This is a genomic window from Ralstonia sp. UBA689 (genome assembly GCF_002298975.1).
In the GTDB taxonomy this organism is placed as follows: Bacteria; Pseudomonadota; Gammaproteobacteria; order Burkholderiales; family Burkholderiaceae; genus Ralstonia.
Genome location: NZ_DBMV01000021.1, coordinates 157,883 through 172,036, shown reverse-complemented (window position 1 = coordinate 172,036; position 14,154 = coordinate 157,883). Strand labels below are relative to the sequence as shown.

9 protein-coding genes and 1 other RNA gene are annotated in these 14,154 nt (G+C 65.9%); 4 read left to right on the top strand and 6 right to left on the bottom strand.

Annotated elements, in window-relative coordinates; translation table 11 throughout:
• Positions 1-5: 5 nt before the first annotated feature.
• The 4 genes from recR to B4F51_RS09560 form a co-directional block, all read right to left on the bottom strand.
• Positions 6-629 (bottom strand): recombination mediator RecR, encoded by a 624-nt coding sequence (gene recR / locus B4F51_RS09575; RefSeq protein ID WP_414706728.1) that lies wholly within the window; start codon positions 627-629, stop codon positions 6-8.
• Entirely contained in the window at positions 626-925 is a 300-nt protein-coding gene (locus B4F51_RS09570) for an antibiotic biosynthesis monooxygenase family protein (protein WP_296225010.1), read from the bottom strand. Before B4F51_RS09570 ends, recR begins: the two co-directional genes overlap by 4 nt.
• A 24-nt stretch (positions 926-949) precedes the next feature.
• Positions 950-1,297 carry a YbaB/EbfC family nucleoid-associated protein gene (locus tag B4F51_RS09565; RefSeq protein WP_296225009.1) on the bottom strand — a complete coding sequence of 116 codons (348 nt, stop codon included), beginning with the start codon at positions 1,295-1,297 and terminating at the stop codon, positions 950-952.
• Positions 1,298-1,375: 78 nt separating this feature from the next.
• Positions 1,376-3,583 carry a DNA polymerase III subunit gamma/tau gene (locus B4F51_RS09560; RefSeq protein WP_296225008.1) on the bottom strand — a complete coding sequence of 736 codons (2,208 nt, stop codon included), beginning with the start codon at positions 3,581-3,583 and terminating at the stop codon, positions 1,376-1,378.
• Between the two features lie 126 nt (positions 3,584-3,709).
• On the opposite strand from B4F51_RS09560, the gene ffs reads away from it, so the two are divergent.
• Positions 3,710-3,808, top strand: an RNA gene (gene ffs, locus B4F51_RS09555) — signal recognition particle sRNA small type.
• A gap of 54 nt (positions 3,809-3,862) precedes the next feature.
• Here ffs and B4F51_RS09550 read toward each other — a convergent pair.
• Positions 3,863-7,384, bottom strand: coding sequence for a UvrD-helicase domain-containing protein (locus B4F51_RS09550; protein WP_296225006.1), 3,522 nt, complete (start codon positions 7,382-7,384; stop codon positions 3,863-3,865).
• Positions 7,381-10,269 (bottom strand): PD-(D/E)XK nuclease family protein, encoded by a 2,889-nt coding sequence (locus B4F51_RS09545; protein WP_296225004.1) that lies wholly within the window; start codon positions 10,267-10,269, stop codon positions 7,381-7,383. The genes B4F51_RS09550 and B4F51_RS09545 overlap by 4 nt, the downstream gene beginning before the upstream one ends.
• 203 nt (positions 10,270-10,472) lie before the next feature.
• On the opposite strand from B4F51_RS09545, the gene trxA reads away from it, so the two are divergent.
• The 3 genes from trxA (at position 10,473) to B4F51_RS09530 (ending at position 13,910) form a co-directional block, all read left to right on the top strand.
• Positions 10,473-10,799, top strand: coding sequence for a thioredoxin TrxA (gene trxA / locus B4F51_RS09540; protein WP_295494019.1), 327 nt, complete (start codon positions 10,473-10,475; stop codon positions 10,797-10,799).
• Between the two features lie 192 nt (positions 10,800-10,991).
• On the top strand, positions 10,992-12,254 hold the full coding sequence (gene rho, locus B4F51_RS09535) for a transcription termination factor Rho (RefSeq protein WP_039596074.1): 1,263 nt from the start codon (positions 10,992-10,994) through the stop codon (positions 12,252-12,254).
• 282 nt (positions 12,255-12,536) lie between these two features.
• Positions 12,537-13,910, top strand: a complete 1,374-nt coding sequence (locus B4F51_RS09530; protein ID WP_296225001.1) for a sigma-54 dependent transcriptional regulator — start codon at positions 12,537-12,539, stop codon at positions 13,908-13,910.
• Positions 13,911-14,154: the final 244 nt, after the last annotated feature.

The window sequence follows — 14,154 nt, the reverse complement described above, 5'->3', positions numbered from 1 at the left end:
GAAGATCAGAGCTGACGCCGGTCCAGCACCGCACGGGCAATGGTGCCCGCATCCACGTATTCCAGTTCGCCGCCCACGGGCACGCCGCGCGCCAGGCGCGTCGCCTTGATGCCACGCGCCTTGAGCATCTCGCCGATATAGTGGGCGGTGGCCTCGCCCTCGCTGGTGAAGTTGGTGGCGAGAATCACCTCGGCGCACGGCCCGCCGAGCGCTGGATCGGTCGCCCGGGCCAGCAGGCGCTCGAGGTGGATTTCCTTCGGGCCGATGTTGTCCAGCGGCGAAAGCCGCCCCATCAGCACGAAATACTGTCCGCGATAGGTGAGCGTCTGCTCAATCATCATCTGATCGGCGGGCGTTTCCACAACGCACAGGACAGACGCATCGCGGCGCGGGTCGAGGCAGGTCTCGCAGACTTCCTGCTCGGTGAAGGTGTTGCAGCGGCTGCAGTGCTGGATCGACTCCGTGGCCTCGCTCAGCGCCTGCGCGAGCCGCGCGGCGCCCTCGCGGTCGTGCTGCAGCAGGTAATACGCCATGCGCTGCGCCGACTTGGGGCCCACGCCCGGCAGCACCCGCAAGGCCTCGACCAGCATCTGCAGCGCTGAAGGCGTGCCCGGGCCGCCGCGCATCATGCGCACTCCATCACCAGCGTGTGGTGCAGCACTTCCGGCATCGGGTCGTAGAAGTGATGCAGCAACGCGCGCCAGCGCTGGTACTCAGCCGATTGTCGGAAACCGATGGTGTGATCTTCCAGCGTCTGCCACTGCACCAGCAGCAGGTAGTCGCTGGGTTTCTCCACGCAGCGCGATAGCGACAGCGAAACAAAGCCCTTCATCGCACCGATGATATGGCGAGCCTCATCGAAAGCCGCCTCGAAGGCAGCCTCCTGACCGGGCTTGACGTGCAGCAGCGCAGATTCCAGCACCATGGCGCAGTCCTGAGGAGTACAGGCTTAGAACGGCAGCTTGAAACCCGGCGGCAGCATGCTCGCCATGCCGCCCAGACCAGACGTAACCGAACCCATCTTCTCCTGCGTGGTGGCCTCGGCCTTGCGCACGGCGTCATTGAACGCTGCGGCAACCAGGTCTTCCAGCAGTTCCTTGTCTTCGCCCTCGGCCAACAGGCTCGGATCAATCGACACGCGCTTCACGTCGTTCTTGCAGGTCATCACCACCTTCACGAGGCCAGCACCGGACACGCCTTCCACCTCGATCTGGCCGAGCTGTTCCTGCATCTTCTTCATGTTTTCCTGCATCTGCTGGGCTTGCTTCATCAGCCCGGCAATCTGGCCTTTCATCATGGTCGTTGCTCCTTGAAATGGGTCATGCATGGCGCGCCGCCAAATCGGGCGCGCAAGTGTTCAGAAATGGATGCGAATTCAGTGCGCGCGCGGTTGGATCGAACCCGGGACGACCTGTGCGCCAAAGTCCCGCACCAGCGCCTGTACGAACGGGTTGGCGGCGATGGCGTCCTCGGCATCGCGCTGGCGCTGGGCGCGCTGCTCGGCGTCGACGGCGGCGGCCGTGGCGCGTACCGCGCCGATATCGCACGCCACGCGAACGGACGTGCTGAAGTATTCGGTCAGCGCGGCTTCCAGCCGCTCAACGACGCCGGCTTCGGTCAGCGCAGGCAGCGGCACGCGCAGGCGCACCGTGGCGCCCTCCACGCTCACCAGTTCACTCTGGTGCGCAAGCTGCTGAGCCAAGCCACGCACAGGCAGGCCGGCGGCCAGCGTGGGCCAGTCGCCATCGAATGCAGTCAGGCCGCTTGCACTCAGGTCGGGCGGCGTGGCAGCAACCACGGGTTCGGGTGCAACTGGCTTGCCTTGCGCAGGGACCGGTGCAGCGGCGGGCGGCTCAATCTGTGCGGAACGTGTTGCCGGCTCAGGCGCGCCGGGGCGCGCAGCACTCGAGGCCGAATCCCAACCGGCAAACGCGGCGTTGATCTCTTCAAGCGACGGCGAGGCGAACTCGCCCGGCATTTCATCCCACGGCGGCGGACCGTCGTCAGCAGGCGCAGCGGATGCGGCTGGCGCTTCGCGGCGCGTCGGCGGCGATGCCGGCGCTGCAATCGGATTCGGACGCGGCACCGCATTGGCGGGACGGACGATCGGCGCAGGTGCGGCCAAAGGTGCCGGTGCCGGCCCCGAAGCACCGCCACGCGCACGACTGGATGCCTGACGCGCTGCCGCCAACGCTTCCATTGCCGGCGAACGGCGGGTCGGTGCTGTGGCCGGTGCCGGAGCCGATACCGCCGCAGGCGCAGCAACAGGCGTGGGGGCCGGCGGAGTCACTTGATATGTCGCACGCGGCGCCTCAACCACCGGCTCCGGGCGCGCCACAGGCGCCGTCTGCGCAATCGGCGATGCCGCGGGCGCGGGCGCTGCCGCTGCCATGGCCGGACGCGGCGATGCAGCCGGCGCCCCCACCAAAGGCATCGCCCGCTTGCCGCCGCCACCCGAAGGCGGCGTCGCATCCCCACCCGATTGCCCGGGCTGGAACGCCAGCATGCGCAGCAGCGTCATCGTGAAACCGGCGTACTCATCCGGCGCCAGCGCCAGTTCATTGCGGCCGAGGTTGGCGAATTGGTAGAACAGTTGCACCGACTGCGCATCGAAACGCTCGGCCAAGCGCCGCACGTCGTCGGCCTCGGGCCAGTCGTCCTGCACGGCGCCTGGCACAACCTGCGCGAGCGCAATCTTCTGCAGCAGCGACGCCAGATCCTGCAACGCACCCGAGAAGCTCAGGCTGCGCCCGGCCATCTCGTCGGCAATCTCGATGAGCGCGGCGCCGTTCTCGTCGGCCAGCGCATCGAGCAGGCGCACGAGGTAGCTCTGGTCGATCGCACCGAGCATGCCGCGCACGGCGGCTTCACTCACTTCGCCCGCGCTGTAAGCGATGGCTTGGTCCGTGAGCGACAGCGCATCGCGCATGGAGCCTTGTGCGGCAGCTGCCAGCAGGCGCAGCGCATTCGCCTCGTGGGTGATGTGCTCCTCGCCGAGGATGCGCTCCAGATGGGACACGATGTGCCCCGGCGGCATCTGCTTGAGGTTGAACTGCAGGCAGCGCGACAGCACGGTCACCGGAATCTTCTGCGGATCGGTGGTGGCGAGGATGAACTTGACGTGCTCGGGCGGTTCTTCCAGCGTCTTCAGCATCGCGTTGAAGGCGTGGTTGGTCAGCATGTGCACTTCGTCGATCATGTAGACCTTGAAGCGGCCGACCGTGGGCGCGTAGACCGCGCGGTCGAGCAACTGGGCCATCTCGTCGACGCCGCGGTTGGAAGCGGCGTCCATCTCGATGTAATCGACAAAGCGCCCGGCGTCGATCTCGGTGCACGCGCGGCACACGCCGCACGGCTGCGCGGTAATGCCGCCCTGCCCGTCCGCACCCACGCAGTTGAGCGATTTGGCGAGGATGCGCGACAGCGTTGTCTTGCCGACACCGCGCGTGCCCGTAAAAAGGTAAGCGTGATGCAGGCGCTGCTGTTCGAGCGCATGCGTAAGCGCGCGCACCACGTGTTCCTGACCGACCAGCGTGGTGAAATCGCGAGGGCGCCACTTGCGGGCGAGCACTTGATAACTCATGCGGCGGATTGTAGCAAAGCGAGGTGGATTTCCGACGTGCTTATCCGTTAGTCAAACGTCATGCACGCCGAGCGAATTGCAAGGATATTTAGGTGGGGTTGCGCGGGTCGGTTACAATGCCGGTCGGACGGGCCTCCTCGCATGGTGGCGCGGTCAACCTGGTCAGGTCGGGAACGAAGCAGCCACAGCCGTTTTCCGCCAGTGCCGAGGGTCAGGCTCGTCCCCCTTCTCTCTTCTTTCCTGCATCACCCCTCCTCTTTTGGTTGCCCCTCGCTCGCGTCAGAACAGCGCGCCCTGAGCGTCGTCGCCTGACGTCGGTGCTGGCTTGGGCAACGACTCCAGATCCATCCATTCGCCCTGCGCAGTTGCCACGCCAGCGCGCACGGTGCGCCCCGGAACCATCGGCGTGACGGCGGCCACGTAGCCGCGCAACTGGTCGGCATAGGCCGCGCGCTCGACGGGCAATAGGCGCAGCTTGTAGTCCACCACCAGCACTTCGCTGCCGCGTTCGATCAGACGGTCGATGCGCAGCAGTGCGCCGTCGGGGCTGAACAGTTCGATCTCGTTGTGGGCCGCGTCGAAGCGCGCGGGGTCGAACACGTGGGCCAATGCGTCGGCGGATAGCATGCGACGCACGGCCTCGGCGGCGCGGGCGGCGTCAGCCTCCGTCACTCCGATCGAGCCAAACCAACGGGCGATGGTGGCCGCATCGGGCGCCTGCTCAGGCAAGCCATGCCGCGTGATGCGCTCCAGCACGGCATGCAGCAACTCGCCTTGCGCGACGGCGCCTTGATCGAATACGGGGTCGGCCGTGTCCGCCGAGGGCTCGATCGTTCCGCCAACGCGCACCGTGACCGTGAGCGGTGCGCGGAAGTCATGGTACGAGACGGTCTCGGCCGCAGCAGCGGTGGCTTCGTCGGCTGTTACCTCCAGTACTGGCGCAGGCGACGCCACGCCGGCGGTGGCCAGAAGCGTGTACCAGCTCGCGGTGCCGTCAACCTCCGGCACATCTCCCTCATCAGCCGACTGAGCAGCTGAGCCGTCACGCTTATTGGCCACCCCCGAGACGATCAACACCTGCCGCGCGCGCGTCATGGCCACGTAGAGCAGGTTCCAGTTCTCGCGCTCAGCCAGCGCGGCTTCCTGCTTGAAGAGGGGATCGCGCGCCCGGCCGCGTTCAGCCGTCTTGCCAAAGGCGGAGAAATGCGTGGGCGCATTCGCGCCGGGCGGCCAGTCGATCAGGATGCCGGCGCTATCGGCGCGCGTATCGCTGTGATGGGCATCGAGCAACACGACGAACGGCGCCTCCAGCCCCTTCGAGGCATGCACGGTCAGGATCTGCACGGCGTCCAGACCTTCGCTTGCCACTTCGGCATCGATGGCATCGGGGGCCTCCCCTGCGTCGCCCTGCATGCCTTCGTCGGGGCTTTCCTCGTCATCGCCCTGGCGGATGGCGCGCAGCTCGGCCATGAACTTGGGCAGGCTCGGATAACGGCCGCCGTCCAGATCGAGCGCGAGCTTGAGGAAAGCGTCGAGGTTGGCGAGCACTTGGTCGCGGTTTGCGGCCGGCGCGCGTTCGGCATAACGGCGCTTGAGCTCGCCTGTGTAGGCGATGTGGTCCAGCAGATCGTGCACCGGCAGCGTGGGTGCCACCGCCAGCCAGCGGGCAAGCATGCGATGCGCGTGGCGCAAGGCTGGCGCCGTATCTGCGTGCCCCGCCAGAGCGATCAGGCGCCCCCACCATGCTGACGCCGGCGTGCCTTCGCCGGATTGCGCGAGCGCGATCAGGTCGTCGTCAGTCACGGCGAAGATCGGGCTACGCAGCACGTGCGCGAGCGACAGGTCGGCCTGCGGCGTCATCAGGAAATCGAGCAGCGCGCACAGGTCAAGCGCTTCAAGCGTAGCCAGCAGGCCGCCGCGGCGCGGGCTCACGTAAGGCACGCCAGCATCGCGCAGGGCGCGTTCGTAGTCCGCCAGATAGCGCTTGCGACGCACGAGCAGTTGGAAGTCACTCCAGCGTACCGGGCGCTCGGCGCCGTTCTCGCGGATGCGCTCACCAGCATGCAGCGCGTGCAGACAGGCGGCCACCTGGCGGCCTTCTTCGTAGCGCTGGGAATCTCCGGCCTCTTCGCGCGGTTCGGTCAGCGTGTCCCGCGGGGCGGACTCGTCGGTTTGCCCGCCTTCCGGCATGGGTACCAATGGCAACAGCAACGCTTGGCCCACTGGTGCGTCGACAGCCGTGCTCTGCTCGGCGTAGATCGGATATTCGTCCCGCGCGCGCGCCTGTAGGAAGACCGCGTTGACCCACTCCAACACCGCAGGCGCATTGCGGCGCGTGCGGTTGGTGCGCAGCACGGTGGCGCCAAAGCTGGCAACCAGCATCTCGCGCGCTGCATCGAACAGGCGCGCATCCGCCCGGCGGAAGCGGTAGATCGATTGTTTGGGATCGCCCACCAGGAACACGCTCGGCTGCGTGCCGGTGCCCGCATAGCCGGCCAGCCAGCCTTGCAGGATGCGCCACTGCATCGGGTTCGTATCCTGGAACTCGTCGAGCAGCAGATGCTTGTAGCGCGCATCGAGCCGCACCTGCAGGTAGGCGGCGGTGTCCTCATCCCGCATCAGGCGGGCGGCTTCCCATTCCAGATCCGTGAAGTCCATCGCACGCGCTTGGCGCTTGTAGGTTTGGTAACGGTCGATAAGCGCGTCGCCAAGGGTGAACAGCGCGGCATTGACGGCGCGCACGCCGGCCTCCTGGCGACGCGCCTGAACCACGGCCAGCGACTCGCACAGCACCGCATGCAGGGCGACCAAAGTTTGCGCAGGGTCTTCGCCGATGGCCTTGATGAGCGCCTTGGTCGGCTTGCACGCGCGCGCCTTGCCGGCCTGCGTGTGGAAGGCGGCGAACAACGCATCGAAAGCCTGCGCGCGTACAGATTCATCCGACACATCGGCCGAACGCACGGACGTTACCGCCGTTTCGATCTGCACCGCGCGCTTGCCTTCGGTAGCGCCGCCCTGCCCCAACCAGCCTGACACGCGCAGCATGTCGGCCAGCAATGCCTGGTCTTGCAGGGTTTCGATCAGCGGGTCGTTCCGGGCATCATCGCCCAGCAGATCATCGAGCGGGCCGAGAGGATGATCGCCGGCCTGTGTCTTGTACGCCCACCAGTCGCTGCGTTGATGGAACATCGCGTCGAGCAGTCGGCCCGCCTGGAAATCACCCACCAGATCCGCCAGCGCCTCGTACGCGGCGCGTAGCGCAGCGTGGTCTTCCGCCAGCAGGCCACGCCAGAACGGTGCCCAGGCCTCACGGCGCAATCGCCCGGCATCCTCGCGCAGCGATGCGCCCTGCGGCACGCCCGACGACAGCGGCGCCCCGCGCAGCAACGAGCCGAACCAACCGTGGAATGTATCGATCGCCATCCGCGATGGCGATTCCAGCACGCGTGCGTACAGCCCGCGCGCGGCATCGACCAGCCCCGACGCCTCCCGCTCGTCTACCGTACGGGCCACCAGCTCGCGCACCACACCGGCATCGTCGGCGCTGGCCAGTTGCGCCAGGATGTCCAACAGACGCTGGCGCATCTCTTCGGCCGCCTTGCGGGTGAAGGTGATGGCGAGAATGTCCGCTGGCGCTGCGCCTGCCAGCAGCAGACGCAGCATGCGCGTGACCAGCAGCCAGGTCTTGCCGCTGCCGGCGCACGCCTCCACCACCACCGAGCGCTGCGGATCGCACGCCGCGCGCGAGAAGGCTTCGGGCGAAACCGGCGCGCCATCGCGTTCGTAGGCGTGGTCGCTCATGTCTGGGACTCCGACGCGGCTTGCGGCTCCTGTGGCGCACCCTCGGTCCAATACCCCTTGCGGCACAGGCCACGCGCCGCGCAGTAGCGGCACGCCGATTCATCGCCAAAGGCAGGCAGCGGCGCGCCGGCAGCCAGGGCGGTCATGTCTTTCTGCATCTGCTCGATCAACCAGTCGACGACCTGCGCGAAATCCGGCAGGACGACGTCGCGTTTGTCCCCACGCGCCTCGCCGTCGAGCGAGACCCAGCCGCCCGCATCGGCACGCGCGTCGAGCACGCCGTAGAAGGGCAACTGGCAATCCTCGAACGGCGTCTTGGCGCGGCGCGCCAGCACCATCGGCGATTGCGTCTTGTAGTCCAGCACGGCCACGCCGTGTTCGCCATGCACATCGATGCGGTCGATCCGGCCACGCAGGCGCAGCGGGCGCTCCGGGCCTTCGCCTTGCAGCGTGATCGACGTATCGACATCGACCTCGCCCGCCTCAAAACGCCAGCCGTCGGCTTCGCGCGCTGCCTGCCAGGCCAGGTACGACGGCATCACGCCCTGCCACCGGCGATAGAAGCGCAGCGCATTGCCATCCTCGGCCAGCAACGGGCCGAACTCTTCATCAGTGATGGTTTGCAGCAGCGCATGGCGATCCGCCGGATCGTGCATCGGCGCGCTCAGCAGATGCCGATGGAAGCGGTGCAGGATCGCGTGGAGAATCTCGCCGATGTCGCGCTTCTCCAGCTCGTCGGACACCTCCTCCAACTCGCCCAGGCGCAGCATGCGGCCGACGAAGAATTGGTATGGGCAGCGGCGCAGGCTGTTGTAGGCGGCGGCGCTCAGCGTAGCCGGCACCAGTCCGGGAGCCGCCGGCGCAGGCATGCCGGTCGGCTGGCTGGTGGTCTGCAGGCTGGGCAACACGACGGGCGACTCGATGCGCATGCCAGCCACGGCCAGCCGACGCTGTAGGCGTTCAAGCCAGCCAGACAGACGATTCGGCTCACCACGTCCACCGTGGCGCTGCCAAGTCAGCACGGTCTCGGGCTGATTGAGCAGCACCTCGGCCAGATCGCGCGCCTGCTGGGCAAAACGCTGCGCACGATCCGGCAAGCCCAGTTCGCGGCGCACGTCGTTGGAGAAGAACAGCCATTCCGGCTGCGCGGACGGCAACTGCGCATCGTCGCAGCCGACCACCACCACGCCATCGAAGCGCCGCATACGTGCACCGTTGAGCGGCAGGATGACGACGCGGCGGTCTGCGGGCGGCGCCGGCTCGCTGAAGACGGCCGATTCAAGCAGCATCGACAGCAAGGCACGCCATTCCGTCAGCGAGAAACGGGCACCGGCATCGGCGCTGCCGTGCACCGAGGTGCGCAGGCGGTCGATCCAATCGAGCAACTGGCGCCCGGCATCATCGTTCTGCAGGCCGGTCCGCATATGCAGGCGGTCGAGCGTGCCGGCCAACAGCGCCATCCACGCATCGAGCGTGGCGTTGCCGGCGCGGCGCCACAGCGCGGCTTCATCGGCAAGCAAGCCAAGACGGTCAGCCAGACGACTGACTTGCGGTTCACCATCGGCGCCGTCGGCTGGACGATCCGCCACCAAGCGGCGCAACCGGCCCCACCCGCCCGACACGTTGTGCCGGCGCACGCGGCGCTCCAGCTCGGCGATCCAAGTAGGGGTAGAGCTGCCGGTATCGGCCCCACCGTTAGCATCACGCAAGCAGAACGGGCTCTTGATGAAATCGAGCAGCGCCGTGGTGTCGCCGTCGCCCTGCACCACATCCACCCAACGCATCAGCGCGGCGGCAGCGCGGGTGGTGGAAAGCTTCCAACCCGTCTCATCACGCACCGGCACGTTCACGCGTGCGAGCAGCGCCCGCACGCGCCGCGCAACGATGCGGTCCTGCGCCACCAGTGCCAGCGAACGACGCCCTGCGTTCAGCCACTCGACCAGCGTGTGCGCGGCGAAGGCGGCTTCATCTTCGAAGCGGGCCGCACCGGCAATGCGCAGCAGCGGCGCGGAAAACTGCGTATCCGAACCTTCGTCTTGCGCGACCTGCGCCGGTATGGCGCACTCGGGCCAGGCGTGCAGCAACAGATCGCGGAAATCGGCGTGCGTGGCTGGCATGGCGGACGTCGCGGAAGACTCGGCTTGCGGCACATTCCAGTCGTAACCGATGGCCAGCACTGGCACGCGCTCGGCGGCGCGCTTGAGGAAATCGAGATCGACGGCTTCGGCGTCGGTCGGGCTCACCCAGACGATCGGCCCGCGCACTTCGTGCAGCAGGCGCCGCATCGCCCGCAACCGCACCGGAATCGGATCGGCGGCGCCCGAGAGCAACCGCCAGAACGTCAGCACAATGCGCGACTCGGTGCCCAGGAAGCGCTCGGACAACTGCGCGTAAGTGCGCTCCAGCGCCCCGGCCAGTGCGGCCTCCAGGGCATCGGGCCGGCCTTCGGCATGGCTGTCCGCCGCATCGAGCGTGAGCCACCGCTGCGACAGCTCGTCCGACACGGTCACCAAGACTTGCGCCACGCCCCAGAGCGCTGCGTCATCCTGCGCGCCGAGCGCTTCGCGCAGCCACGCTTGCGTCTTGAGCGCCTGCTGCACGGCCAGCAGCCGAGAGAGCGTTGTGCGCGCGGCGGGCAGGCCCGGCTCGGGCGGCAAGTCGAGCAGCCAATGGCCCAGCGTCAGGATGCGCGGCAGCAGGCGTGGCGCACCGGCCGCCTGCGCGCTGGCATGCAGCGCGCTGCGCACGCCCGGAATTTGCGCGGCGGTCGGCACGATGACGGTGCCGGCACCGGAGGATTGCGCGTGCGCGTCCAGGAAGCGCCATACCGCGTCGGCGGCACGGGAGAGAAATGCTGGGCCGGGCGCGAAGGCAAGCGTCTGCATGCGGCGTGGGAAAAGAGACGAAAAACTGCGGCCGTGGCTATCGGCGTGATAGCGACAATCAACAATTGAAAATAGGGGCGCCGGTACTATATCAGCAGCATCCGCGCTGGCAGTGGTCCTAATACACGCCGGTTCGTGTAATCGTGTAATGTATGGGTTCGGCGCACGTCGCCAGCAATTACGAAATAACAGAGGTTCCCGCCATGAGCGAACAGATCAAGTATGTGAGCGACGCGTCCTTCGAGGCCGATGTGCTCAAGTCCGACAAACCCGTGCTCGTCGATTTCTGGGCCGAGTGGTGCGGTCCGTGCAAGATGATCGCCCCGATCCTGGACGAAGTTTCCAAGGACTACGGCGACAAGGTGCAGATCGCCAAGATCAACGTTGACGAAAACCAAGGCGTGCCGGCCAAGTTCGGCATCCGCGGCATCCCGACGCTGATCCTGTTCAAGAACGGCGCCGTGGCCGCCCAGAAGGTGGGCGCACTGTCCAAGTCGCAACTGACCGCATTCCTGGACAGCCACCTGTAAGCCGATGATTTGACGGCGGCGCGGGTTCCCCCGGCCGTACGCGCACACGCTGGCAATCTTCCGCCTGGAAGGCCGCCAGCGTTGTGCTAAGATTGCACCGAATCTGTTTCCCCGAGCGTTCGCTCGACCTTTTCCCCTCCCCCGCTTTTTCGCGTTTCGCTGCCCGTTCGGGCTTATCCCATTCTTTCGTCTATGCATCTGACAGAACTGAAATCCTTGCATGTGTCCCAATTGCTGGAAATGGCGGGACAGCTGGAGATCGACAACGCGCAGCGCATGCGCAAACAGGAGTTGATGTTTGCCATCCTGAAAAAGAAGGCGAAACAGGGAGAAACGATTTTCGGTGATGGCACGCTGGAAGTGCTGCCCGACGGCTTCGGCTTTCTGCGCTCGCCCGAAACCTCGTACTTGGCGAGCACCGACGACATCTACATCAGCCCGTCGCAGATCCGCCGCTTCAACCTGCACACCGGTGACACCATCGAAGGTGAAGTCCGCACACCGAAGGACGGCGAACGCTACTTCGCGTTGGTGAAGGTCGACAAGGTCAACGCGCAGCCTCCTGAAGCGGTCAAGAACCGCATCATGTTCGAGAACCTGACGCCGCTGCACCCGAACAAGCCGCTCACGCTCGAACGCGACATCAAGGCCGAAGAGAACATCACCGGCCGCATCATCGACATGATTGCCCCGATCGGCCGCGGCCAGCGCGCGCTGTTGGTGGCAAGCCCCAAGTCGGGCAAGACCGTGATGCTGCAGCACATTGCGCACGCCATCGCGACCAACCATCCGGAAGCCGAGCTGTTCGTGCTGCTGATCGACGAGCGCCCGGAAGAAGTGACCGAAATGCAGCGCACCGTGCGCGGCGAAGTGGTGGCGTCGACGTTCGATGAACCTGCCGTGCGTCACGTGCAGGTGGCCGAGATGGTCATCGAAAAGGCCAAGCGCCTGGTTGAGCTGAAGAAGGACGTGGTGATCGTGCTGGACTCGATCACACGTCTGGCCCGCGCCTACAACACTGTGGTGCCGACCTCAGGCAAGGTATTGACCGGGGGTGTCGACGCCAATGCGCTGCAGCGTCCGAAGCGTTTCTTCGGTGCGGCACGTAACCTGGAAGAAGGTGGTTCGCTCACCATCATCGGCACGGCGCTGATCGAAACCGGCAGCCGCATGGATGACGTGATCTACGAAGAATTCAAGGGCACCGGCAACATGGAAGTGCACTTGGAGCGCCGTCTGGCCGAGAAGCGCGTCTACCCCGCCATCAACCTGAACAAGTCAGGCACGCGCCGTGAAGAACTGCTGATCAAGCCGGACATCCTGCAGAAGGTGTGGATCCTGCGCAAGTTCATCCACGACATGGATGAAGTCGAAGCGATGGAATTCCTGCTCGATAAACTCAAGTCGACCAAGAACAACGCCGAGTTCTTCGACATGATGCGACGCGGCGGCTGAGCCTCTCCTGGCCGATCTCGCACGTACCGAAAAGCGCACCCGAAACGGTGCGCTTTTTTATTGCCGCATCAACCGCTTGATTTTCGGGCGGATTTGTCGGGCGCCGTTGCGAAACTTGCTAGTTCATTTGCATTACGAGCAATCGGCGCAACCGTTTGCTCCTCTCGTCCTTAAACGTCATCGCAAAAGCTGAACCCGGCAACCATACTGCAAACCTGCCTGGGCCGAGCCGTTTGGCCCCAAAGGCAGGGAGGAACCACGAAAAATTGAACGGGGGAAACCATGCGCGACGAGTCGCTGGAATGTACTGGTGCGTGCCGAACCGTCGTGGTTGCGTCACGCGCAGGAATGGGGGAAATCAACGAAGCCATTCTCGGAGCCGACTGGCATGTGCGACGTGTCACGTCGGTGCGCGAACTGGGCTGCGTCATCCGCGACGGTGCGCCCAAGGCCGGCCTGATCGATTTCGGCAGTGCCTTTTCGGCTGCTGAGCTGGATCTGCTCGAGCGCTGCCTGCAGGTTCCGCACGTGGGCTGGGTCGCCGCGCTGCCGCCGGACATGCTGAATCACGAACGCGTGCGCCAACTCGTGCGCGACTACTGCGTCGACTACGTGCAGATGCCTTTGCGCACCGAAGAAGCTGCATATTCACTGCGGCATGCGTGGGGCATGGCAGCGCTCGCGCAAGAGGTAGCGCCCGCGCCCAAGGTGAACAACGCCCGCATGCTGGGCGAATGCCCAGCCATGCACAACCTGTTCCGCGCCATCCGCAAGGTCGCGCAGAACGGCGCGCCCGCCTTCATCGCGGGCGAGTCGGGCACGGGCAAGGAGCTCACCGCGCAGGCCATCCACGAAGCCTCGGCGCGCGCGAGCGGTCCGTTCATTGCCATCAACTGTGGTGCGATCCCGCCGCATTTGATCCAGTCCGAACTATTCGGCTATGAGAAAGGCGCCTTCACGGGCGCCCACCAGCGCCACATCGGCTGGGTTGAGCACGCCAATGGCGGCACGCTGTTCCTTGATGAAATCGGCGATCTGCCGCTGGAGAGCCAGGTCAGCCTGTTACGCTTCCTGCAGCAAGGCACCATCACGCGGCTGGGCGGGCATCAGGCGATCCCGCTGGACATCCGCATCATCTCGGCCACGCACGTGGACCTGGAAGCGGCCCAGCTCCATGGCGGCTTCCGCACCGACCTCTTCCACCGGTTATGCGTACTGACACTGTCGGTGCCACCGCTGCGCGAGCGCGGCAGCGACATCGTGCTGCTGGCCGAACACATCCTGGCACAGCACGCCAGCGAAGCCTCGCACCGCATCCGCGGCTTCACGCCCTGCGCCCTGCACGCGATGATGCATTACCCATGGCCGGGCAACGTGCGCGAACTCATCAATCGCGTACGCCGCGCATTGGTGATGACCGACAACCGCAAGATCTCCGCTGCCGATCTGCATCTGGAAGGCTACGCATCCGTGTCTGGCCAGACGCTGGAGGAAGCCCGCGAAGGCGCCGAGTCGGACGCCATCCGCACCGCCATCGCCCGCAACGGCTTCCACATGGGCATGACGGCGCGCGAGCTGGCGGTGTCCCGAGTGACGCTGTATCGGTTGATGCAGAAGCACGGCATTCGGGCAGAGCATCCGCTCCATCCGGCCTGATCTCAATGTTCTCTGACCAGCTGCGGGGTGTGGCTTGCGTGCCGCGCCCTGGTTGTTCTTGGGTATCCGATGGGCGCTACCCGTTCAGGTATAACCGCGACATAGCGGATCGGGACACATCTCGCCCCGCCATGATCTTCCCGCCCTGCCCACCGCGCGGTCCGGCGGCGCCAGAGCTGCAAAAGCAGTCAGATTGGTCTGCATAGGAATCCTCTCTCTGGATTGCCGTTATAAAAAAAAGAGT